Annotated in this window: 22 protein-coding genes; 13 read left to right on the top strand and 9 right to left on the bottom strand. The window is 61.9% G+C overall.

Annotated elements, in window-relative coordinates:
• Positions 1–5 precede the first annotated feature (5 nt).
• The 3 genes from M1B35_RS08085 to M1B35_RS08095 all read left to right on the top strand — a co-directional run bounded on the left by M1B35_RS08085 (position 6) and on the right by M1B35_RS08095 (position 1,924).
• Positions 6–995, top strand: a complete 990-nt coding sequence (locus M1B35_RS08085) for a 2-hydroxyacid dehydrogenase (RefSeq protein WP_268261655.1) — start codon at positions 6–8, stop codon at positions 993–995.
• Between the two features lie 90 nt (positions 996–1,085).
• Entirely contained in the window at positions 1,086–1,523 is a 438-nt protein-coding gene (locus M1B35_RS08090) for a hypothetical protein (RefSeq protein WP_268261656.1), read from the top strand.
• Positions 1,520–1,924, top strand: coding sequence for an META domain-containing protein (locus M1B35_RS08095; RefSeq protein ID WP_268261657.1), 405 nt, complete (start codon positions 1,520–1,522; stop codon positions 1,922–1,924). Before M1B35_RS08090 ends, M1B35_RS08095 begins: the two co-directional genes overlap by 4 nt.
• Positions 1,925–1,981: 57 nt before the next feature.
• On the opposite strand, the gene M1B35_RS08100 is transcribed toward M1B35_RS08095, so the two are convergent.
• On the bottom strand, positions 1,982–2,449 hold the full coding sequence (locus M1B35_RS08100; RefSeq protein WP_268261658.1) for a TlpA disulfide reductase family protein: 468 nt from the start codon (positions 2,447–2,449) through the stop codon (positions 1,982–1,984).
• Between the two features lie 126 nt (positions 2,450–2,575).
• On the opposite strand from M1B35_RS08100, the gene arsC reads away from it, so the two are divergent.
• From arsC to M1B35_RS08120, 4 genes are all read left to right on the top strand, one after another.
• Complete coding sequence (gene arsC / locus M1B35_RS08105) at positions 2,576–2,929, top strand: arsenate reductase (glutaredoxin) (RefSeq protein WP_123328412.1); 354 nt, start codon at positions 2,576–2,578, stop codon at positions 2,927–2,929.
• Positions 2,926–3,531: an NAD(P)H:quinone oxidoreductase gene (gene wrbA / locus M1B35_RS08110; protein WP_123328413.1), complete on the top strand. Its 606-nt coding sequence runs from the start codon at positions 2,926–2,928 to the stop codon at positions 3,529–3,531. Before arsC ends, wrbA begins: the two co-directional genes overlap by 4 nt.
• Positions 3,524–3,949: a DUF2069 domain-containing protein gene (locus M1B35_RS08115; RefSeq protein ID WP_123328414.1), complete on the top strand. Its 426-nt coding sequence runs from the start codon at positions 3,524–3,526 to the stop codon at positions 3,947–3,949. The genes wrbA and M1B35_RS08115 overlap by 8 nt, the downstream gene beginning before the upstream one ends.
• Before the next feature lie 87 nt (positions 3,950–4,036).
• A complete protein-coding gene (locus tag M1B35_RS08120; RefSeq protein WP_123328415.1) occupies positions 4,037–4,708 on the top strand; it encodes a DNA-3-methyladenine glycosylase I in 672 nt (223 codons plus the stop codon).
• A gap of 78 nt (positions 4,709–4,786) precedes the next feature.
• Here the strand turns inward: M1B35_RS08120 and ttcA are convergent, their stop codons facing one another.
• Positions 4,787–5,611, bottom strand: a complete 825-nt coding sequence (ttcA, locus tag M1B35_RS08125) for a tRNA 2-thiocytidine(32) synthetase TtcA (protein ID WP_123328416.1) — start codon at positions 5,609–5,611, stop codon at positions 4,787–4,789.
• Between the two features lie 280 nt (positions 5,612–5,891).
• Here ttcA and M1B35_RS08130 point away from each other — a divergent pair, with 280 nt between their 5' ends.
• Both M1B35_RS08130 and M1B35_RS08135 read left to right on the top strand, forming a co-directional pair.
• A complete protein-coding gene (locus M1B35_RS08130; protein WP_123328417.1) occupies positions 5,892–6,494 on the top strand; it encodes a Yip1 family protein in 603 nt (200 codons plus the stop codon).
• Between the two features lie 158 nt (positions 6,495–6,652).
• Positions 6,653–7,147, top strand: coding sequence for a SprT family zinc-dependent metalloprotease (locus tag M1B35_RS08135; protein WP_123328418.1), 495 nt, complete (start codon positions 6,653–6,655; stop codon positions 7,145–7,147).
• A gap of 33 nt (positions 7,148–7,180) precedes the next feature.
• On the opposite strand, the gene M1B35_RS08140 is transcribed toward M1B35_RS08135, so the two are convergent.
• Together M1B35_RS08140 and M1B35_RS08145 are read right to left on the bottom strand one after the other, a co-directional pair.
• Positions 7,181–8,362, bottom strand: a complete 1,182-nt coding sequence (locus M1B35_RS08140) for a CaiB/BaiF CoA transferase family protein (protein WP_268261659.1) — start codon at positions 8,360–8,362, stop codon at positions 7,181–7,183.
• Between the two features lie 150 nt (positions 8,363–8,512).
• Positions 8,513–9,844 carry a dicarboxylate/amino acid:cation symporter gene (locus tag M1B35_RS08145; RefSeq protein WP_123328420.1) on the bottom strand — a complete coding sequence of 444 codons (1,332 nt, stop codon included), beginning with the start codon at positions 9,842–9,844 and terminating at the stop codon, positions 8,513–8,515.
• Between the two features lie 334 nt (positions 9,845–10,178).
• On the opposite strand from M1B35_RS08145, the gene M1B35_RS08150 reads away from it, so the two are divergent.
• Positions 10,179–11,177 (top strand): AraC family transcriptional regulator, encoded by a 999-nt coding sequence (locus tag M1B35_RS08150; RefSeq protein ID WP_268261660.1) that lies wholly within the window; start codon positions 10,179–10,181, stop codon positions 11,175–11,177.
• 21 nt (positions 11,178–11,198) lie between these two features.
• Here M1B35_RS08150 and M1B35_RS08155 read toward each other — a convergent pair whose 3' ends face one another.
• From M1B35_RS08155 to M1B35_RS08165, 3 genes are all read right to left on the bottom strand, one after another.
• Positions 11,199–12,545: an ATP-binding protein gene (locus M1B35_RS08155; protein ID WP_123328422.1), complete on the bottom strand. Its 1,347-nt coding sequence runs from the start codon at positions 12,543–12,545 to the stop codon at positions 11,199–11,201.
• Positions 12,542–13,219: a response regulator gene (locus M1B35_RS08160; protein WP_123328423.1), complete on the bottom strand. Its 678-nt coding sequence runs from the start codon at positions 13,217–13,219 to the stop codon at positions 12,542–12,544. The genes M1B35_RS08155 and M1B35_RS08160 overlap by 4 nt, the downstream gene beginning before the upstream one ends.
• 122 nt (positions 13,220–13,341) lie before the next feature.
• Positions 13,342–13,944, bottom strand: a complete 603-nt coding sequence (locus M1B35_RS08165) for a hypothetical protein (protein ID WP_123328424.1) — start codon at positions 13,942–13,944, stop codon at positions 13,342–13,344.
• A 144-nt stretch (positions 13,945–14,088) separates the two neighbouring features.
• Here M1B35_RS08165 and M1B35_RS08170 point away from each other — a divergent pair, with 144 nt between their 5' ends.
• A complete protein-coding gene (locus M1B35_RS08170; protein WP_268261661.1) occupies positions 14,089–14,880 on the top strand; it encodes a dienelactone hydrolase family protein in 792 nt (263 codons plus the stop codon).
• 80 nt (positions 14,881–14,960) lie between these two features.
• Positions 14,961–15,677 carry a 4'-phosphopantetheinyl transferase family protein gene (locus tag M1B35_RS08175; RefSeq protein WP_268261662.1) on the top strand — a complete coding sequence of 239 codons (717 nt, stop codon included), beginning with the start codon at positions 14,961–14,963 and terminating at the stop codon, positions 15,675–15,677.
• Between the two features lie 28 nt (positions 15,678–15,705).
• Here M1B35_RS08175 and M1B35_RS08180 read toward each other — a convergent pair whose 3' ends face one another.
• Together M1B35_RS08180 and M1B35_RS08185 are read right to left on the bottom strand one after the other, a co-directional pair.
• Complete coding sequence (locus M1B35_RS08180) at positions 15,706–17,319, bottom strand: ATP-binding protein (protein ID WP_268261663.1); 1,614 nt, start codon at positions 17,317–17,319, stop codon at positions 15,706–15,708.
• Entirely contained in the window at positions 17,316–18,029 is a 714-nt protein-coding gene (locus M1B35_RS08185) for a winged helix-turn-helix domain-containing protein (RefSeq protein ID WP_268261664.1), read from the bottom strand. Before M1B35_RS08185 ends, M1B35_RS08180 begins: the two co-directional genes overlap by 4 nt.
• 732 nt (positions 18,030–18,761) lie before the next feature.
• On the opposite strand from M1B35_RS08185, the gene M1B35_RS08190 reads away from it, so the two are divergent.
• On the top strand, positions 18,762–21,656 hold the full coding sequence (locus M1B35_RS08190) for a ribonucleoside-diphosphate reductase subunit alpha (RefSeq protein WP_123328429.1): 2,895 nt from the start codon (positions 18,762–18,764) through the stop codon (positions 21,654–21,656).
• Positions 21,657–21,716: the final 60 nt, after the last annotated feature.

The raw sequence follows: 21,716 nt of genomic DNA on the forward strand, positions 1-21,716 counted from the left end.
AACACATGCGCACGATCCTCTTCAGCAGCCAGACCTATGACCGCGACAGCTTTCTCGCGGCCGAGCAACCGCCGGGCATCGTCTTGCAGTTTCAAGACGCGCGCCTGAGCCTGGACACGGTCGCCCTGGCCGAGCGCCATGAAGTGGTCTGCGCCTTTATCAATGATGATTTAAGTGCCCCGGTACTGGAACAACTCGCGGCCGGCGGAACCCGCCTGATCGCCCTGCGCTCGGCCGGCTACAACCACGTCGACTTGCTGGCCGCCAAACGCCTGGGGCTGAGTGTGGTCAGGGTGCCGGCTTACTCGCCCCACGCGGTGGCCGAACACGCCGTGGCCCTGATCCTGGCCTTGAACCGACGCCTGCACCGCGCCTACAACCGCACCCGCGAGGGCGATTTCACCCTGCATGGGCTGACCGGTTTCGACCTGGTGGGCAAAACCGTGGGCATCGTCGGCACCGGGCAGATCGGCGCCACCTTCGCCAGGATCATGGCCGGCTTCGGCTGCCAGTTGCTGGCCTACGATCCCTACCCTAACCCTGAAGTCCAGGCCCTCGGCGCCCGCTACCTGGAGCTGCCGGAGCTGTTGGCGCAATCGCAGATCATCAGCCTGCATTGCCCCCTCACCGCCGACAACAAGCACCTGATCAACCGCCAGAGCCTGGCCCACATGCAACCCGGGGCGATGCTGATCAATACCGGACGCGGCGGCCTGGTGGACACCCCGGCGCTGATCGACGCCCTGAAGGACGGTCAATTGGGCTACCTGGGCCTGGACGTCTATGAAGAAGAGGCCCAGCTGTTTTTCGAGGACCGCTCCGACCTGCCGTTGCAGGACGATGTGCTGGCCCGCCTGCTGACCTTTCCCAATGTGATCATCACCGCGCACCAGGCCTTCCTGACTCGTGAGGCCCTGGCCGCCATTGCCGAGACCACCCTGCACAACATCGCCGCCTGGGCCGCGGGCCAGGCGCAGAACCTGGTGCATGGCTGAGCCTGCCGCGCCGGGCTGATCGAAGGTCGCCTGGCTGCAACCTTAGGCACGGAGGCGCGTGCTAGCATACGCCGCAGATTTGGAGGACCCATGGTCGAACACGATTTCCGCTACAGCCTGATGAACCCGCAACACACCCTTATTGAATGCCGCGCCCTGGTACCGGGCCGCTATCAAGTCACCGGCAACGGCGGCTCGATCCGCAACGACGACGTGCTGATCGTCACCCTCAAGGGCAGCAAGGACCTGTCCATGCGCCTGACCGTGGAAACGGTGCGCCACCTGATCAACCCGGTGGGGCAATGGGTGGCCGTGGCTCGCGGCCCGGTATTTGGCGAACTGGCGATTCACCAGTGGCAAGTCAACTGCAACAGCTGCGAAGCCCAACTGAACTTCGAGTTCGCGGTGGACGCCAAGCTTGGCAACAAGGCCCAGAAACCGGCCGCCAGCGCGCGAATCGCCGAGTTGGGCTGGGCCAGCGAAGGTGAACACCATCGCTGCCCGAAATGCCAGCGAGCGGCCTCATGAAACGCCTGTTACTCGCCACGGCCCTAGGCCTCAGCCTTTTCGGCTGTGCCGCCGAGCCGGTCAAGCCGCAACAGGACCGCAGCTATGTGCTGGAGTGGATCGGCGCACGGCCCTTGATCGACAACAGCCACCTGACCATCACCCTGGGCGCCGATGGCCGCGCCTATGGCAATGGCGGCTGCAATCATTGGTTCGCACCGTACAACCTGGACGGCGACAGCCTCAGCTTCGGCAAGGTCGGCAGCACCCGCAAACTGTGCGCCCCGGCCCTGATGGAGCAAGAGCGGCGGTTCCTGCAAGCCCTGCAAGGGGTGCAACGCTGGGACATCTCGCCGATCGACCAACTGCGTTTCTGGCCAGCCGAAGGCAAGCCGCTGCGCTGGTGGCTCGAAGAAGGTTGAAGAACATTCGCCGTCAGCCACCCCAGGGATTCACCCAGGGCGGCTGACGGCGAAAGGTCATTGGGCGCTACGCAGCGCCTGCAGCTTGGCAGTCACTCCGGCGGCCGTCTGCTCACCCATCAACTGCTCACGCACCTTGCCCTTGTCATCAATGATGAAGGTCACGGGTAGCGCTTCACTGCGCGGCAGCTCGAAGTGTTCCGCAGGGTCCTGGGCCAGTACGGTGAATTTGATGCCCAGTTTTTCACTGACGCTTTTCAATTCCTCGCCCTGCACATTATCGAAATTGACCCCCAGCACCGTAACCGGCTGCCCCTTGAGCTGTTCGCTCAGGGCATTGAGCTCGGGAATCTCGGTCCGGCACGGGCCGCACCACTCCGCCCAGTAGTTGAGCACCAGCCAATGCTTGTCCACGCGCTCGGCCGAGACCTTCTGGCCATGCTGGTCGACCCCGTAATCGTTGCCGCAGCCGCTCAGCAGCAAGGTGCCGAAAATCGCCAGTGCCGCCGCCAGTTGCCTTGTCATGCGCTGTTCCTTGTCTGAAAAATGATCTGAAACTTATTGCGGCTGCGACCCATCGCCTCCCACGGTTCAGCAGGGCCCGCCGCGCAGGTAGAATAGCCGCCACCTTACGCAAGATGCGACCCGCTCATGACCGATCTGACGCTTTATCACAACCCGCGTTGCTCGAAATCCCGTGCCGCCCTGGAGCTTTTGGAGCAACGTGGCCTGGCCCCGACCGTGGTCCGTTACCTGGAAACCCCGCTGGATGCCGAGCAATTGCAACGCCTGCTGGCCAAGCTCGGGATCAGCGCCCGGCAACTGCTGCGCAGCGGCGAAGACGAGTACAAGGCCCTGAACCTGGCCGATACCGAGCTCAGTGAAAGCCAGTTGATCGCCGCCATCGCCGAGCATCCAAAACTCATGGAGCGGCCGATCCTCGAAACTGCAGACAAGGCCATCATCGGCCGGCCGCCGGAGAACGTGCTGGAGATCCTGCCGTGAGCGCGCCCTACATCCTGGTGCTGTATTACAGCCGCAATGGCTCGACCAACGAGATGGCCCGGCAGATTGCCCGGGGCATCGAGCAAGGTGGCATGGAGGCCCGCCTGCGCACCGTGCCGGCGATTTCCAGCGAGTGCGAAGCCGTGGCGCCGAGCATCCCCGAAGCCGGCGCACTGTACGCCAGCCTCGACGATCTCAAGCACTGCTCGGGCCTGGCCCTGGGCAGCCCGACCCGTTTCGGCAACATGGCGGCGCCACTCAAGTACTTCCTCGACGGCACCAGCAACCTGTGGCTGACGGGCGCCCTGGTGGGCAAGCCCGCCGGCGTGTTCACCTCCACCGCCAGCCTGCACGGCGGCCAGGAAAGCACCCTGCTGTCGATGATCCTGCCGCTGCTGCACCACGGCATGCTGATCACCGGCCTGCCCTACAGTGAATCGGCCCTATTGGACACCCGTGGCGGCGGCACACCCTACGGTGCCAGCCACCATGCCGGTGCCGACGGCAAGAGCCCCCTGGACGAACATGAAATAGCCCTGTGCCGGGCACTGGGTCTGCGCCTGGCCAAAACCGCCGGGCTACTGGAGAGCAAGCGTGGCTAAGAAGCCGAAAGTCCTGCCGACGGTGGAATGGCTGGAACCCCGGGTGCGTATCGCCCGGGTGCTGAGCCTGGTCTGCTTCTTCACCCTGATCGGCCTGCTGGCCGGCTACTACCTGTGGGTCGCCGACCTGCACGGCGCCCGTCCCTGGGTGATCCTGCTGGTCGAGCTGGTGCCCCTGCTGTTGATGGCCCCCGGCATGCTGACCGGCAGCGCCCGCGGGCACTCCTGGATGTGTTTCGTGGTCAATCTGTACTTCATCAAGGGCGCCCTGGCCGCGTACGACCCGAACCGTCATCTGTTCGGCCTGCTGGAGATGCTCGCCAGCCTGGCGCTGTTCTGCTCGGCCCTGCTGTATGTGCGCTGGCGTTTCCAGCTCAACCGCAAGCTGGCCGGCGAAGGCGCAGCCAGCCCGGCGTGAGTCGCGACGCGGCCAGCCACCGGGCTGACCGCCGCTGCCGCCTGGCAGGCAGACGCCCTGATACCCACGACTTTTCTCGGAGCAGGCATGCACGATTACAAATGGTTGAATGAATACTGTCTTAACCGCTTCGGCTCCAAAGCGGCCCTGGAAGATCACTTGCCGAGCCCGGCCAGCCCCGAGTTCCTGCGCTCGCTAAGCGCTGATCGCTACCTGTCGACCCTCGCCCTGCGGGTGTTTCGCGCAGGCTTGAAACACAGCCTGGTGGACGCCAAATGGCCGGCCTTCGAAGAAGTGTTCTTTGGCTTCGACCCGGAAAAGGTGGTGTTAATGGGTGCCGAGCACCTAGAGCGACTGATGCAGGACACGCGCATCATCCGCCATCTGGGCAAGCTCAAGAGCGTGCCGCGCAATGCGCAGATGATTCTCGATGTGGAAAAACAGCACGGTAGCTTCGGCCAGTTCATCGCTGACTGGCCGAGCGACGATATCGTCGGGTTGTGGCAGTACCTGGCCAAGCACGGCAACCAGATGGGCGGTCTGTCGGCGCCGCGCTTCCTGCGGATGGTGGGCAAGGACACCTTCATCCCGACCTGGGACGTGGTGGCCGCCCTCAACGCCCAGAACATCGTCGACAAAGTGCCCAGCAGCAAGCGCGACCAGGCATTGGTTCAAGAGGTGTTCAATCAGTGGCAGCAGGAAAGCGGCCGCCCGCTGTGCCAACTGTCAGCCATGCTGGCCTACACCGTGAATCACTGATAACCCCGCCAAACCCAGGGCCAGGCCCCGGCAATGCCTGGCCTGGGCTGCTAGCCCCTCCAGCGCCGGAGTCAGGGCCTAGAGGTTGACCACATTGACGAAGCGCGAGGCCGCGCTTTCGTCGATCCGCAGGTTGTTGAAGTCGAACAGGTTGCGGTCCGCCAATTGGGACGGAATCACATTCTGTAGGCCGCGGAAAATACTCTCGGTGCGCCCCGGAGTCTTGCGCTCCCACTCCTGAAGCATCTCCTTGACCACCTGACGCTGCAGATTTTCCTGAGAGCCGCAGAGGTTGCAGGGGATGATCGGGAACTGCTTGAAGTCGGAATAGGCCTGGATGTCCTTCTCGTTGCAGTAGGCCAGCGGACGGATCACCACATTGCGCCCGTCATCGGCACGCAGCTTGGGCGGCATGGCCTTGAGCGAGCCGTTGTAGAACATATTGAGGAAGAAGGTTTCGACGATGTCATCGCGATGATGACCAAGGGCCATCTTGGTCGCCCCGATCTCGTCGGCAAAGGTGTACAGGGTGCCGCGACGCAGGCGCGAGCACAGTGAACAGGTGGTCTTGCCTTCCGGGATCAGCTCCTTGACCACCGAGTACGTGTCCTTCTCGACGATGTGGTATTCGATCCCCAATTCCTTGAGGTACGCCGGCAGCACATGCTCGGGAAACCCTGGCTGCTTCTGGTCCATGTTCACGGCGACGATCTCGAACTTGATCGGCGCGACCTTCTGCAGGTGCAGCAACACATCAAGCATGGTGTAGCTGTCCTTGCCGCCGGACAGGCAAACCATGACCTTGTCACCGTCTTCGATCATGTTGAAATCGGCGACCGCTTCCCCCGCCAGACGGCGAAGGCGTTTCTGCAGTTTGTTCTGGTTGACCGTAAGAGTGCCCATGGCGCTTGAAATCCGCGAGGTGTGTGACGAAAAGCCGGATATTTTACGCAAAAACCCCGGTTCGGCAAAAGCCTGGGCGCCCGCCAGCCTGGGGTATGCAGGTGGCGATTAAGCGGCGGTTTTACAGCGCAATTTGCTCTAAGAGCCCCGCCCCTATTGGGCAAGCCCTTCTATACTGCGACATAAGGTCGCATGAATGTTCAGACCTTTACCTTACTTGGCCGCTGGCCTGTAGGCGCTCCACTGGGGGGCGATGGCAACACAACAGGAGTGACTGACTATGATCCATCATGTCGTAGGACTCTTCACCCACCCTGACCAGGAATGGCGCGAAATTCGTGGCGACAAAGAAGAAAGCATCAGCCACATGTACCTCACCCACACCCTGGTCCTCGCCGCGATCCCGGCGATTTCAGCCTTTATCGGTACCACCCAGGTTGGCTGGGTCATCGGCAGTCGGGCGCCGGTCATGCTGACCACCGAAAGCGCACTGTGGATGACCATCATGTCGTACCTGTCGATGCTCGGCGGTGTGGCGGTCATGGGCGCGTTTGTCCACTGGATGGCCCGCACCTACGATGCCAACCCAAGCCTGGCGCGCTGCATCGCATTCGCCACCTACACCGCGACACCGCTGTTCGTCGGCGGGTTGGCGGCGCTGTATCCCCATATGTGGCTGGGGATGATCGTCGGCACGGCGGCCATCTGCTACACGGTGTACCTGCTGTATGTAGGGCTACCGACCTTCATGAACATTCCTGCGGACGAGGGTTTCCTGTTCTCAAGTTCAGTGCTGGCCGTAGGGCTGGTGGTGCTGGTGGCGATCATGGCGTTCACCGTGATCGTCTGGGGCCTGGGCGTCGGCCCTGTGTATACCAACTGACGCCTTCCGAAAACTATAAATCTGCCAATACAGGCCGCCGCAAGGCGGCCTTCTAATTTCAGCGGGTGCATGTCATCGAACATGACCATTCGGCGCCTGAACGATTCGGCAAACCGGGTATTTGCGGCATACTCGCCCTCTCTGGAGAACCGTTAAGCATGCCCGAGCAACTCAATACCCGCGTCGAAGACTGTTTCCAACTCGCTGAATCCTTTTTCAAACGCCCTTTCAAACGCCCGGTGGTCAGCCTCAAGCTGCGCGGTCAGAAAGCCGGTGTCGCCCATCTGCACGAGAACCTGCTGCGCTTCAACCCCCAGCTGTACCGGGAAAACAGCGAAGACTTCCTCAAGCAGACCGTGGCCCATGAAGTGGCCCACCTGATTGCCCACCAGCTGTTCGGCGAACGTATTCAGCCCCATGGCGAAGAATGGCAACTGATCATGCGCGGCGTGTACGAGCTGCCGCCCAATCGCTGCCACACCTACGAGGTCAAGCGCCGCAGCGTAGCCCGCTACATCTACCGTTGCCCCTGCCCCGACAGCGATTTCCCGTTCTCGGGGCAACGCCACAACCTGGTGAAACAGGGGCGGCGCTACCTGTGCCGACGCTGTCGGAACACCTTGGTATTCAGCGGAGAAACCCGGGTGGAGTGACGTCCGGCAGGTGCAACACCAACCATCTGCGGGTTAGACAATGACCTTGGCCCCACGCAATTCCTCGATGCGCTCAGGGCTGTAGCCCAGCTCAGCCAATACCTCCGTGCTATGAGCGCCGAGGCCCGCACCGATATGCCGAGGCGCCGGCAAGCCCTGGGAGAACTTCAGCGGGCAGGCGATCTGCGCCTGGCTGCTGCCGTCGCCACGAGGCACTTGCTGGACCAACTCTCGCGCCTGCAATTGGGGATGGGCCAGGGCTTCGGCCAGGCTCAGCACCGGCTCGACGCAAGCATCAAGGGGGGCAAACAGGGCACAGAGCTCGGCGAAATCGTGCTTTTCAAACTCGATCTGCAGGGCTTGCTTGAGCGCCTGTTGCTGGACCGGCTCGGGCGACAGGCCCAAGACCGACAGTTCCGGCCGCCCCAGGGCCTGACACAGCGCCTGCATAAACCCCGGCTCCAGGCTGCCCACCGAAAGCCAACGGCCATCACGGCTGCGGTAGTAGTCATAAAAGCTGCCGCCATTGAGCAGTTGGTCTTCCCTTCCAGGCTCCACGCCGCAGGCCAGGTAACCGGCGCCAGCCATGGCGTGCAGGCTGAACACACAGTCGGTCATGCTCACGTCCAGGTGCTGACCCTGACCGCTATGCTGGCGGGCGATCACCGCCGCCAGCAAGGCGATCACCCCGTGCAACGAACCACCGGCAATGTCCGCCGCCTGGATCCCCAAGGGCAGCGGCCCGCTGTCTTGGCGCCCGGTGTAACTGGCCAACCCCGACAGTGCCAGGTAGTTGATGTCGTGCCCGGCGCGGTCCTTATAGGGGCCGGTCTGGCCGTAGCCGGTGATGGAGACATAAATCAGCCGCGGGTTGATCGCCTTCAACGCCTCGTAACCCAGGCCCAGGCGCTCCATCACCCCCGGGCGGAATTGCTCGAGGACAATGTCATGCTCCATTACCAGTTGCTTGACCACCTCCAGTGCCGCCGGCTGCTTGAGGTCCAGGGCCAGGCTGCGTTTATTGCGGTGTAGATAGGCATGGCTGGCGGAAGTCCCCTGGTCGTAGGGCGGCAGCACCCGCAACAGGTCCGTGCGACTCGGCGATTCGATGCGCAGCACCTCAGCCCCCATGTCCGCCAACAACAACGAGGCGAACGGCCCCGGCAACAGGGTGGAAAAATCCAAAACCTTGAGTGATGCCAACGGCCCCGGCATAACGCTGCTCCTCTGTGGATCGACTGTTCCACAGAGTAGGCAGCCGCGCCGCCAGCGGCAATTACCCCATGCATCCGCCAGACTGACCATTGCGCTCAAATTCCAGGCGATAAAAAACCCGCCGAAGCGGGTTTTTTAGTACAGCCTTGCTTACTTGACGGTTGGCGCCGGACCTTCGGCAACACCAAGGTCGTCTTCTTCACGGGTGTCGGAGATGCCACGACCACCGGAAGCCAGCTCAACCTGCAGCTTGTCTTCGTCCAGTTCCTTGACCCACTTGGCAACCACCAGGGTGGCCACAGCGTTGCCCACCAGGTTGGTCAGGGCGCGGGCTTCGGACATGAAGCGGTCGATACCCAGGATCAGTGCCAGGCCGGCAACCGGCAGGTGGCCCACGGCGGACAGGGTCGCTGCCAGCACGATGAAGCCGCTACCGGTAACGCCTGCAGCGCCCTTGGAGGACAGCAGCAGCACCAGCAACAGGGTGATCTGGTGGGTGATGTCCATGTGGGTGTCAGTCGCTTGAGCGATGAACACGGCCGCCATGGTCAGGTAGATCGAGGTACCGTCGAGGTTGAACGAGTAACCGGTTGGGATCACCAGGCCGACCACCGACTTCTTGGCACCCAGGCGCTCCATCTTGATCAGCATGCGTGGCAGTGCCGATTCCGAGGAGGACGTACCCAGCACGATCAACAGCTCTTCACGGATGTAGCGGATCAGCTTCAAGACGCTGAAACCGTGGGCGCGGCAGATACCGCCCAGCACCACCAGTACAAAGAGTACGCAGGTGATGTAGAAGCAGATCATCAGTTGACCCAACTGCACCAGCGAACCTACGCCGTAGGCGCCGATGGTGAAGGCCATGGCACCCAGCGCACCGATAGGCGCCAGTTTCATGATCATGTTGATGATGTTGAACATCACGTGGGCGAAGCGATCGATGAAGTCCAGCACCGGCTTGCCGTAGGCACCCAGGCGATGCAGGGCGAAACCGAAGATCACCGAGAACATCAGCACTTGCAGGATGTCGCCGGTGGCGAAAGCGCCGACGATGGTCGACGGAATCACGTTGAGGATGAAGCCGACAATGCTCTGGTCAGCGCCTGCAGTCACATAGGCAGCGACTTTCGAAGCGTCCAGGGTGGCGACGTCGATGTGCATGCCGTTGCCCGGCTGCACGACGTTGACCACGATCAGGCCGATCAGCAGGGCAACAGTGGAAACGATTTCGAAGTACAGCAGCGCGTAGCCGCCGGTCTTGCCGACCGATTTCATGCTCTGCATGCCAGCGATACCGCTGACCACGGTGCAGAAGATGATGGGGGCGATGACCATTTTGATCAGTTTGATGAACCCGTCACCCAGCGGCTTCAAGGCCACGCCGGTCTGAGGATAGAAGTGACCGAGCAGGATGCCGATGGCGATGGCAACGATCACCTGGAAGTACAGGGTTTTGTAGAAGGGCTGACGAGTCGTCATTGCAAGTTTCCTCAAGAGCCTCGGTGTACACCATCCATCGATGCACACGACGCCTAAAGTGCGAACCCTCCTGCACTGGAGGGATTTGTTTTGTCGAGCTGCGCTCAGGCAGATCTACTCGCTCTATCGCAAAGCTCGTGCCATTGTTCAGAAATATCCTACAGGCCTTTAGACATCAGGCTATCAGCCCCATTGGCCCCCTCCAGCCCACGCGCCAGAGGTGGCGGATTCCCGCCAACCTGCCACTGATCGTTCTACAATTTGGCGGATATCCGCCTTGTTGCTCCCTGTCGCGCTGGCTAACATCCGCGACTCAATGGACGGACCGACCTTCATGCGCGAACGCACCATCGCCAGTCACTTTGCCCGCGCTGCCCTGGGTGGCGCGCGCCGCCGAGGCCATGACTATGGCCCCCTGCTGCAGCGCCTGGGGATCAGTGCCGAGCTGCTGAGCCAACCGAAGGCGCGGATCGCTCCCGAACAATTTGCCGGCCTGCTGCAACAGCTGTGGCTGGAGCTGGACGATGAATACCTGGGCTTCGGCCATGGCCCGAGCCGACGCGGCACCTTCGCCATGATGTGCCATGCCCTGATTCACTGCCGCACCCTGGAAAAGGCGCTCAAGCGCGGCTTATTGTTTTATAGCTTATTCCCAGAGGCACCGCGGTTGAGTCTGACGTACGAGGGGGAAATGGCCCGCTTGAGCCTGGATGACTCCGAGCTTTGGGACCCGGATCACTTCCTCTGCGAGAGCCTGCTGTTGATTTGGCACCGCTTGGGCAGTTGGCTGATCGGCCAGCGAATCCGCCTGGAGCAGGCCAGCTTCAGTTACCCGAAACCTCAGCACGCCGCCGAGTACGAGCTGCTGTTCCCCTGCCCGCTGCAGTTCGCCAGTGCCTCCAGCAGCCTGCTATTCCAGCGGCGCTACCTGGACATGCCGCTGCTGCAGGACGAACGCACCCTCAAGCATTTTCTTGAACGCTCGCCCTCTGACCTGCTCGCTCGCCCGGACGAAGGCGACAGCCTGAGCAGTCGCTTGCGCCGCTTGCTGAGCCGCGACACCGAACACTGGCCAGACCTGGAAAGCGTCGCCCAGCAATTGCACGTCAGCCCCCAGACCTTGCGCCGTCATCTGCGCGAAGAAGGCGCGAGTTTCCAGGGTTTGAAGGATCAACTGCGCCGGGACATTGCCATCTACCACCTGGGGCGCGCCGACCTGTCGTTGCAACAGATCGCCGAACAACTGGGGTTTTCCGAGCCTTCAGCCTTTCACCGGGCCTTCAAGAAGTGGACCGGGCTGACACCCGGCGCCTATCGCGCCGGAGAACACTGAGCCCAATAGCCCAGCGCAGGGTCAACGCAGCGGAAAGTGAATGCGGAACGCCGCGCCGCCCAATACCGATTCGCCCAGGGTCAGTTGTGCGCCGTAGCTTTCAATGATGTCTTTGACCACTGCCAGGCCGATGCCCTGCCCCGGATGCTGGCGATCCAGGCGCTCACCGCGCTGGAGAATTCGCGCCCGCTGGTCTGCCGGCACGCCCGGGCCGTCATCCTCGACACACATCTCAGCGCCCTCCAGGGTGTCGCGCACACTGATGCGCACCGAGCCCAGGCACAGGCGATAGGCGTTTTCCAGCAAGTTGCCCAGCAATTCCAGCAAAGCACCGTGTTCGATCGGCACATAACAGCGTTCCGGCAAATCGAAAGACACCTGGACCTGCTTGTCGCGGTAAACCTTGTCCAGGGTGTCGCAAAGACTCTTGAGCACCGGGCGCAAACGCACCCGATGGCGTACCAGGCCGCTCTTGCGCAGGCTGGCCCGCTGCAATTGGTAGCTGATCTGCTGGCTCATACGCTCGATCTGGCTTTGCAGCACCCAGGCCTGCTCACGCTCGGCGGGCCGCTGGGCCATGTCTTCGCTCACACCCTGCAACACCGTCAGCGGCGTTTTCAGGCTGTGGGCCAAATCGTCCAGGGAATCGCGATAACGGCTGCGCTGCTCGCGCTCGCTGTGCAGCAAGCGGTTCAGCGAGCCGGTCAGGCGCAGCAACTCTCGGGGGTGCTGCTCGCTGAGGCTTTCCCGGGTGCCGCTTTCGATCTGGTCCAGCTCCCGGCTCAAACGACGCAACGCCTGCAAACCCCAGGTCAAACCGAGCCAGAGCAGGGCCAGGAGCACCAGCAGCGCGGCACCAAAGCCCAGGTAGAGGTTTTCCCGCACGCCTTCCAGAGTCTGTTCATACTCGCGCACCGGTTGCAGGGCGACGATGCTGAATGCCGCATTCTTGCCGCCCAGCAGCTTGATCTCGACGTCGTAGACAAAGTATTCCTGCCCATCGACTTCGTGGATCCGCGCAAACTCATTGCCACGCCCGTCATAGCGCGGCTTGTAGTTGATGTTCTCTTCCTTGGTCGCCCGCGAGCGCCACACCAGCTTGCCGTCGCGGTCGTAGATGTAGCCCAGCAGGCGGCTGTCCGCCAGGTTGAAACGCTCATCGGGCAACTGCGCGGGCATCTGCAGGTGGTTGTTTTCAATCCGAGCGGCGGAGATCAAGGTGGTGACATCAGACGCCAGGCGCTGCTCGATGGAGTCCTGCAACGCCAGGCTGAAGGCGCCTTGCATGGCCGGCAGCAACGCCAGCATAAACAGTACCGCCAGGGTGGTGGCGGCCAGCATCAGGCGCAAACGCAGCGATCGAATCATCGGCAGCGCTCATTGAACAAATAACCCAGGCCACGCACGGTATCGATCGGTTTAAACCCCGAAGGTGCCTCCAGCTTGCGCCGCAGGCGCCCCACCAAGACCTCGATCACATTGGGATCGCGCTCATCATCATCCGGGTAGAGCTGCTCCATCAGCCGGTCCTTGGCCACCACTTGCTGGTGATGACGCATCAGGTATTCAAGGATCCGGTACTCATAGGCCGTCAGCGCCAGGGGCTGTTCGTCCAGCGAGGCCTGCTTGCGGTTGAGGTCGAGCAGCAAGGGCCCGGCGGTGATGGTGGAATGGGTAAAGCCACTGGAGCGACGCAGCAGGGCATTGAGGCGCGCATCCAGCTCCTCGAACTGGAACGGCTTGACCACATAGTCGTCGGCCCCGGCGGCCAGGCCTTCGACCTTGTCCTGCCAGTTGCCGCGTGCAGTGAGGATCAGGATCGGAAACGTCTTGCCCCGGGCACGCAACTGGCGGATCAGGTCCAGGCCGCCCATGCCCGGCAGCCCCAGGTCGATCACCGCCAGGTCATGGTTGAACTGCTCGGTCTGATACAGGGCCTCCTCCGCATTGGCTACGGACTCGACCACATGACCGCTGTCGGTCAGCCGGGTTTGCAAGTGATGACGCAGCAGCGCCTCATCTTCAACGACCAGCAGTTTCATAACCCTCTCCCAGGCAACATTCATCATCTTTGCGGGCAACCCTGCGCCCTGCTTGCATACACGCCAACGCCGGATCTGCCCCAAGGCAAGATCCGGCGTCGTCCAGCAGCCACTACGCGAGTCTAGAACGCGTAGTTGGCCGACAGATAGGTCTGAGCGCTGCTGGTGAGGCTCAACGAACCCTGCTTGCTGCCGCCGCGCTCGCTCATCTCGGTGGCCGCGTTGCTGCGCAGATAACGGTAGCCAAGCTCCACCGAAGTGTTTTGCGCCACTTGCTGCAACACACCGGCCTGGAAGCCCACGGCGTAGCCGATATCACTGTCGCGGCTGAAACCGGGCGATTCCTGGGTCAGTTTGGTCAAGCCGGCGCTGGCACCGCCAAACAGCTTGGTGCTGCTGGTGATCGGCAGGAATCGATCGTAACTGCCCAACAGATTTTGCTGGCGCAGTTTAATGCCATTGTGCGATCCGGAAACGTAGTCATAGGTGGCGTAGTAACGCGACAGGTCGTTTTGCTGGCCGAGGCGCAGGCCCCAGGTCGAATCTTTAGCGATGACCCCATCGGCATTGGGGTGGCCGAGGTTGTTGTTGAGCTGGGTGGATTTTTTCACTTTGTCGCTGGTCTGGCCGAGGGTCAGGCTGGCAAAGGTATCGTCGGCGGCTTGTGCAGCGGTGCTGGCGCCCACCACGGTGAAGGCAAGAATCAGTTTTTTCAGTGCGTTCATAGGAAGTTTCCTTTTGCGCTCTAGGCTTTTGGGTACGGCGCAAGGTTAAACACCTGGCGCTGAACTGCCCCTGAACGGTCTCTGAACCTGCCCTGAACCAGATCGACTAGGCTGTGTGAAATCTTTTTCACCGGAGAAACGACCATGCGTGCATTCCTCGCCTGCCTGTTACTGGCCATCAGTGGATGGAGCCAGGCTGCCATCAAGACTCAGGAAATGCCCTATCAAAGCTCGGACGGCACCCAGTTGATCGGTTACTACGCCTATGACGACAGCCTTAAAGGCGCCCGCCCCGGGATTGTGGTCGTGCATGAGTGGTGGGGGCTGAACGATTACGCCAAGCGTCGCGCGCGGGACCTCGCCGCCCTGGGCTACAGCGCCCTGGCCATCGACATGTACGGCGAAGGCAAAAATACCGAGCACCCGAAAGACGCCATGGCCTTTATGCAAGCCGCGTTGAAAGACAGCGCAGCCGCCAGTGCGCGCTTCAATGCCGGCCTGGCGCTGCTCAAGCAACAGCCCCAGACCGACCCCAACAAGCTGGCCGCCATCGGGTACTGCTTTGGTGGCAAGGTGGTGCTCGACGCCGCTCGCCAGGGCGTCCCCCTGGCCGGCGTGGTGAGTTTCCACGGGGCCCTGGTCACCAGCACGCCCGCCAGCCCCGGCAGCGTCAAGGCCAAGATCCTGGTGGAACATGGCGCCCTGGACAGCATGGTCACCGCCGACAACGTCAGCGCTTTCAAGGCCGAGATGGACAAGGCAGGCGCCGACTACCGCTTCGTCAGTCTGGAAGGTGCCAAGCACGGTTTCAGCAACCCTGATGCCGACCGCCTGAGCCACGGCGAACACGGCGGGCCGGACATTGGCTACAACCAGGCCGCCGACCAGCGCTCCTGGGCAGACATGCAGGCGTTCTTCAAAACACTGTTCAACTGAACCCAAGCCCCTGAGCCGCCCGCGCGGGCGAGAACCAGACGAGGCTACCCTCGGCCCGCGCAACCCGGCAAAATGCCCTCATGAATGCCCTCCCTGCCTGCTGCACCCCACTGGACGCTCACTGGCCACTGCCCGAAGCCCTTCCCGGCACGTGCCTGTTGAGTACTCACTTCAATCCCGCGCTGCTGGCGCAGGACGATTTCCAGCGCTGCGCGATCGCGCCGCCGGCGAGCATTCAGCGCTCGGTGGCCAAGCGCCAGGCAGAGTTCCTTGCCGGTCGCTTGTGCGCCCGGGCGGCCCTGCGGCAACTGGACAATCTCGACTGCATCCCGGCCATCGGTGAAGACCGGGCACCGATCTGGCCCGAACATGTCTGCGGTTCAATTACCCACAGCACCGGCCGGGCAGCCGCCATCGTCGGCTACAAACGGCAGTGGCAAGGTTTGGGCATGGACCTGGAAAACCTCCTCGACAGTGAGCGCGCCGAACGCCTGGCAGGGGAAATTCTCATCCCGGCCGAGTTGCAGCGCCTGCATGCCGGGCCCCACAGCCAGCTGGCCCTGCTGGTCACCCTGACCTTTTCGATCAAGGAAAGCCTGTTCAAGGCCCTGTACCCCATCGTGCAGCAGCGTTTCTACTTCGAACACGCCGAAGTGCTGAGCTGGGACCCCAACGGCAAAGTCCGCCTGCGCTTGCTGATGGACCTGTCCTCGGAGTGGCGGCAGGGGAGCGAACTGGAGGGGCAATTTGCCGTGCACGAAGGGCAACTGCTGAGCCTGGTGGCGATCAAGGCTTAGCCCGCTCCGGTCATGGGCGCGAAGACGGCTAGGGATGTTTCTCCTGGTGCCGGGGCCAGCTCAGGCTGAAACAGGCACCGCCCAGGTTCTTGCTGCGGCTGATCAGCGCCCGACCGTCATGCCAGTGAATGATCCGCCGCACGATGGAAAGGCCCAGGCCATGGCCGCCCGAGGCTCGGGTGCGACTGTCATCCAGGCGCAGGAACGGGGTGAAGATTTTTTCCCAGGCGCTTTCCGGCACCCCCGGCCCGTCATCCTCGACATCGATCCGGCAGCGTATTTGTCCGACCTGATAACTGATGGAAACCCGTGATTCGGCATGCCGCAGGGCATTGCCCACCAGGTTTTGCAGGGCGCGGTGCAAGTAGCGCGGCTCGGCCTCGACCCACGCGTCGTCGCAATCCGCCGCGGACAGACACAACCCGCGTTGCACCTGGACAGTGGCGCGCAACGGCGCCAACTCGCTGATCACCTGATTGACCAAAGCATCGAGGTCGATGCGCTGGAAATTCAGCGCCGGCGAGCCCTGCTCCAGCCGCGCATAGGTGAGCATTTCGTCCACCAGGCGGTCCAGGTCCTGAATGTCGTTGTCCATGCCTTCGAGGTACTTTTCTCGAGCGGGGGCGGTGGTGGCGCTGGCGATCATTTCCAGGCCGAAACGCAGGCGCGCCACCGGGGTGCGCAGTTCGTGGGACACCGCCCGCACCAGTTCTCGCTGGATCGCCAGCAGCCGCTGCAGGTGCTCGGCCATGCCATTGAACGCCGCCGCCAGGCGCCCCACCGAATCCACGCCCCGGGCCGGAACCCGGGTGTCCAGGCTGCCTTCGGCGATCAGCGTAGCCGCCGACTCCAGACCGCGCAGGCGCCGCTCCAACTGGCGCACCAACAGATAGACGATTAGCCCGATCAGGCTCAGGCCCAGCACGGCAATCAGCACCAGCCACTCGGGTGGATAGGGATTCATCTGGTACAGCGGGCCGATTTCCAGGACCCAGGGAGTGCCGACCATGCCGGCGAACACCCGAATGGAGTCGCCGCCCTTGCCCAGCGCCATCACCGTATCGCCCTCGGCAACCCTCCGCCGCTGGTCCTCATCCATGTCAGCCTGGTCCAGGGGCAGCAGGTGCATGTCGAAACCAAAGCCCTTGCTCTCCTTGAGGGCCGCCAGACGCCCGGGCTGTTCAGCCACCGGGTAGCGCACCAACTCATCGGCCAGCAGATAGATGGTGGCCCGGGCCAATTGCTCGCTGATTTGCAGCACTTCGCCGGTGAGCAACAACGACTCCTTCTCGCTGACCAGGCGATAGACCCGGGCCGCATAGGGGCCTGTCTGCTCAACCAGCGCCTGCCCGCGCAGCACACGGTTGCGCTGGCCAAGGTCGAGATCGGTCTGGCTGAAGGTTTTCAACGCCAGGGGAATGCCCAGCAACCGCTCCCACACCGCCAGGGCCCGCCGACGCTCAATGTCGCTCATCGGTTGCAAGTTATCGGCCATCAGGGAAAAGGTGCCGTGGGCCAGGCGCTCGCGGTACTGCTCGCTGCGTACCTGGTTCAGCAGGTGCAACGCCAGCACCCCGAGCAAGGCCACCAGGATCAGCGCAGCGCACATGCCGCCATAGATGCGCAGGAAAATCGAATTCACAGGGGCAGGTCGGCAAAGGCTTCAGGGACGAACAGGTAACCCTTGCTGCGGATGGTCTTGATCAGCCGCGGGTGCTCCGGGTCATCGCCGATCTTCGGGCGGATACGGGAAATGCGCACGTCGATGGAGCGGTCCTGGCCGTCGTAACCGATGCCCCGCAAGGCGGTGAAGATTTCTTCCCGGGAGAGGATGCGCCCGGCATTGGCCACCAGCAGCCAGAGCAAGTCGAACTCGGCACTGGTCAGCTCGATGCTGCGCTCCTGCAACCAGGCTTCACGCAGGGCGCTGTCCACCACCAAGGGGCCGAACTGCAAGCGCCGTACGTTGGCTTCCGGCACTTCGCTGCGACGCAACAGGGCCTGGATCCGCGCCAGCAACAAACGCGGGCGCACCGGCTTGCACACATAGTCGTCAGCGCCCAGGTCCAGGCCCTGGATCTGGTCCAGGTCATCGGTGCGCGCGGTGAGCATGAGGATCGAGCCCAGGTAGCGATCACGCACCTTGCGGCAAATGCTCAAGCCATCCTCACCCGGCAACATCAGGTCGAGGATCACCAGGTCCGGCTGCTCGGCAATGATCCGCGCCGCCGCCAGAGCGCCATTGCCCTCGATCGACACCCGCAAGCCATTGCTCTCCAGGTACTCGCGGGTCAGCTCGGCCAGACGCTGGTCGTCTTCGACAATCAATACCTGCCAGGCTTCTTGCTCCACGGTCGACCTCTTATTTGCCCAAACGGATGAGGAAAGCAGCCCCCGTCTTGTTGTCATGAAGCCGGTGCATAACAGGGGATAAAGCGCGGGGGATTGTAGCAACGGCGGCCCTGGCACACACAAGCAGGTAAATCGGTTCAGTCAGGGCATTTTTTTGTGATAGGGTTCGCGCCCGCAAAAATCCGCACCCGGCTTTTTTTCACGGTAAAAAACGGTGACAAACGGTTATGTGCAGGAGGGCTGCGGCCTACATGAGCTTTGCCGGTTCCATACACAATTTACACACAACCTTATCCACAGGCTGTGCGTTGCAATCGCTCCCCAAAACGCATTATCTTGTAGCCCGTCGCAAAAAAAACCCTACATGTAGGGTTTTACTCCAAAAGACCAAACACAAATCAGACAAGAAACTCAAGCCCTTTTCTTGCTCCTGTTTGGTGAACCAATCGCTCTTTTAGAAGACCAAGACCGCGCCTGCGGATGGCAGCGTTTTCTACTCTATACAGAGGAAAACGGTACGGGTGTTGCAGCAACAGACTGTCACCCACCAGGAAAAGGTCGCGAGCCTTGCGCTCGCCACCCAAGACTTCGGCATGGAAGCGGCGCCACAAGCCCCCTTCCTGATCTGTCCCGAAGTGGTTATGCCCGGTTTACGCCGGTTGTAGTGCTTCAGGACGGAACGGTGGGCACCCAGATGGTGCCCAATCAAACATAGAGAACGTGGAGACACCCATGCAAACCGACACAACTCGCGAGAACTCGCCGGCCAACGCGCCGCTGGCTGCTGATTCAAATCTGGATCTGTCTGCCACTGCGCCTGGCCAATTGCGCGTGATCAAGCGTAACGGCACTGTCGTTCCTTACACCGATGACAAGATCACCGTCGCCATCACCAAAGCGTTCCTTGCAGTTGAAGGCGGCACCGCTGCCGCTTCGTCGCGAATCCACGACACCGTTGCCCGCCTGACCGAACAAGTCACCGCGACCTTCAAGCGTCGCATGCCTTCGGGCGGCACCATCCACATCGAAGAAATCCAGGACCAGGTCGAACTGGCCCTGATGCGCGCCGGCGAGCAGAAAGTCGCTCGCGACTACGTGATCTACCGTGACTCGCGCGCCAAAGAGCGCGCCACCCGCTCCAGCACCGACGAGCCGGTACAAGCTCACCCATCGATCCGCATCACCCGCACCGATGGTAGCTTCGCGCCCCTGGACATGGGCCGCCTGAACACCATCGTCAGCGAAGCCTGCGAAGGCCTGGAAGAAGTCGACGGCGACCTGATCCAGCGCGAAACCCTGAAGAACCTCTACGACGGCGTGGCCCTGAAAGACGTCAACACCGCCCTGGTGATGACTGCCCGCACCTTGGTTGAGCGCGAGCCGAACTACTCGTTCGTGACCGCCCGCCTGCTGATGGACACCCTGCGTGCCGAAGGCCTGAGCTTCCTCGAAGTGGCCGAAAGCGCCACCCACCACGAAATGGCCGACCTGTACGCCAAGGCGCTGCCGGCTTACGTCGCCAAGGGTATCGAGTTCGAACTGCTGAACCCGGTGCTGGCTGAATTCGACCTGGAAAAACTCGGCAAGGCGATCAACCACGAGCGCGACCAGCAGTTCACCTACCTGGGCCTGCAAACCCTGTACGACCGTTACTTCATCCACAAGGACGGTATCCGCTTCGAACTGCCGCAGATCTTCTTTATGCGCGTGGCCATGGGCCTGGCGATCGAAGAAAAGCAGCGTGAAGACCGTGCCATCGAGTTCTATAACCTGTTGTCGTCCTTCGACTACATGGCTTCGACCCCGACCCTGTTCAACGCCGGTACCCTGCGTCCACAGCTGTCGAGCTGCTACCTGACCACCGTTCCGGACGACCTGTCGGGCATCTACGGCGCCATCCACGACAACGCCATGCTGTCGAAATTCGCTGGCGGCCTGGGCAACGATTGGACGCCGGTTCGTGCGCTGGGCTCGTACATCAAGGGCACCAACGGCAAATCCCAAGGCGTCGTACCGTTCCTGAAAGTGGTCAACGACACTGCCGTTGCCGTTAACCAGGGTGGCAAGCGCAAAGGCGCTGTGTGTGCCTACCTGGAAACCTGGCACATGGACATCGAAGAGTTCATCGAGCTGCGCAAGAACACCGGTGATGATCGTCGTCGTACCCACGACATGAACACCGCCAACTGGATCCCTGACCTGTTCATGAAGCGTGTCTTCGATGACGGCAAGTGGACCCTGTTCTCGCCGTCCGAAGTACCAGACCTGCACGACCTGACCGGCAAGGCCTTCGAAGAGCGCTACGAGTACTACGAAGCCCTGACCGAGTACCCGGGCAAGGTCAAGCTGTTCAAGACCATCCAGGCCAAAGACCTGTGGCGCAAAATGCTCTCCATGCTGTTTGAAACCGGCCACCCATGGCTGACCTTCAAAGACCCGTGCAACCTGCGCAGCCCGCAGCAGCACGTGGGCGTGGTCCACAGTTCGAACCTGTGCACCGAGATCACCTTGAACACCAACAAGGACGAGATCGCCGTTTGCAACCTGGGCTCGATCAACCTGCCGAACCACATCGTCAACGGCAAGCTGGACACCGCCAAGCTGGAACGCACCGTGAACACCGCCGTGCGCATGCTCGATAACGTGATCGACATCAACTACTACTCGGTGCCGCAAGCGAAGAACTCCAACTTCAAGCACCGTCCGGTCGGCCTGGGCATCATGGGCTTCCAGGACGCGCTGTACCTGCAGCACATCGCCTACGGTTCCGACGCTGCCGTCGAGTTCGCCGACAAGTCCATGGAAGCGGTCAGCTACTACGCGATCCAGGCTTCCTGCGACCTGGCCGACGAGCGCGGCGCCTACGAGACGTTCCAGGGTTCGCTGTGGTCCAAAGGCATCCTGCCGCTGGATTCGCAACAGATCCTGATCGAAGCCCGTGGCCAGAAGTACATCGATGTGGACCTCAACGAATCCCTGGACTGGGCGCCGGTACGTGCCCGTGTGCAGAAAGGCATTCGTAACTCCAACATCATGGCCATCGCCCCGACCGCGACCATCGCCAACATCACCGGCGTATCGCAGTCGATCGAACCGACCTACCAGAACCTCTACGTGAAATCGAACCTGTCGGGCGAATTCACCGTGATCAACCCGTACCTGGTTCGCGACCTCAAGGCTCGCGGCCTGTGGGACTCGGTCATGATCAACGACCTGAAGTACTACGACGGTTCGGTGCAGCAGATCGAGCGCATCCCGCAAGAACTCAAAGAGCTCTATGCGACCGCCTTCGAAGTGGAAACCAAGTGGATCGTCGACGCTGCCAGCCGTCGCCAGAAGTGGATCGACCAGGCTCAGTCGCTGAACCTGTACATCGCCGGCGCCTCGGGCAAGAAGCTGGACGTGACCTACCGCATGGCTTGGTACCGTGGCCTGAAAACCACTTACTACCTCCGTGCCCTGGCCGCCACCAGCACCGAGAAGTCCACCATCAACACCGGCAAGCTGAACGCTGTTTCCAGCGGTGGCAACCACGGTGACGACTCGGTCCTGGCTGCGCCAGCCGGTCCTGCTCCAGTGCCGAAGGCTTGCGCCATCGACGAGCCGGATTGCGAAGCCTGCCAATAAGCTGAGCCGATAAGCGCCGCCAGGCGCTTATTCGAACCCCCGATAGACCTCCGGTTTATC

This window comes from Pseudomonas morbosilactucae (assembly GCF_023241665.1).
GTDB classification, from domain to species: Bacteria; Pseudomonadota; Gammaproteobacteria; order Pseudomonadales; family Pseudomonadaceae; genus Aquipseudomonas; species Aquipseudomonas morbosilactucae.

Coding starts and splice junctions, on each gene's coding strand:
- M1B35_RS08085 (WP_268261655.1), top strand. CDS start 6: ATGCGCACGATCCTCTTCAGCAGCCAGACCTATGACCGCGACAGCTTT.
- M1B35_RS08090 (WP_268261656.1), top strand. CDS start 1,086: ATGGTCGAACACGATTTCCGCTACAGCCTGATGAACCCGCAACACACC.
- M1B35_RS08095 (WP_268261657.1), top strand. CDS start 1,520: ATGAAACGCCTGTTACTCGCCACGGCCCTAGGCCTCAGCCTTTTCGGC.
- M1B35_RS08100 (WP_268261658.1), bottom strand. CDS start 2,449: ATGACAAGGCAACTGGCGGCGGCACTGGCGATTTTCGGCACCTTGCTG.
- arsC (WP_123328412.1), top strand. CDS start 2,576: ATGACCGATCTGACGCTTTATCACAACCCGCGTTGCTCGAAATCCCGT.
- M1B35_RS08120 (WP_123328415.1), top strand. CDS start 4,037: ATGCACGATTACAAATGGTTGAATGAATACTGTCTTAACCGCTTCGGC.
- ttcA (WP_123328416.1), bottom strand. CDS start 5,611: ATGGGCACTCTTACGGTCAACCAGAACAAACTGCAGAAACGCCTTCGC.
- M1B35_RS08130 (WP_123328417.1), top strand. CDS start 5,892: ATGATCCATCATGTCGTAGGACTCTTCACCCACCCTGACCAGGAATGG.
- M1B35_RS08135 (WP_123328418.1), top strand. CDS start 6,653: ATGCCCGAGCAACTCAATACCCGCGTCGAAGACTGTTTCCAACTCGCT.
- M1B35_RS08140 (WP_268261659.1), bottom strand. CDS start 8,362: ATGCCGGGGCCGTTGGCATCACTCAAGGTTTTGGATTTTTCCACCCTG.
- M1B35_RS08145 (WP_123328420.1), bottom strand. CDS start 9,844: ATGACGACTCGTCAGCCCTTCTACAAAACCCTGTACTTCCAGGTGATC.
- M1B35_RS08150 (WP_268261660.1), top strand. CDS start 10,179: ATGCGCGAACGCACCATCGCCAGTCACTTTGCCCGCGCTGCCCTGGGT.
- M1B35_RS08155 (WP_123328422.1), bottom strand. CDS start 12,545: ATGATTCGATCGCTGCGTTTGCGCCTGATGCTGGCCGCCACCACCCTG.
- M1B35_RS08160 (WP_123328423.1), bottom strand. CDS start 13,219: ATGAAACTGCTGGTCGTTGAAGATGAGGCGCTGCTGCGTCATCACTTG.
- M1B35_RS08165 (WP_123328424.1), bottom strand. CDS start 13,944: ATGAACGCACTGAAAAAACTGATTCTTGCCTTCACCGTGGTGGGCGCC.
- M1B35_RS08170 (WP_268261661.1), top strand. CDS start 14,089: ATGCGTGCATTCCTCGCCTGCCTGTTACTGGCCATCAGTGGATGGAGC.
- M1B35_RS08175 (WP_268261662.1), top strand. CDS start 14,961: ATGAATGCCCTCCCTGCCTGCTGCACCCCACTGGACGCTCACTGGCCA.
- M1B35_RS08190 (WP_123328429.1), top strand. CDS start 18,762: ATGCAAACCGACACAACTCGCGAGAACTCGCCGGCCAACGCGCCGCTG.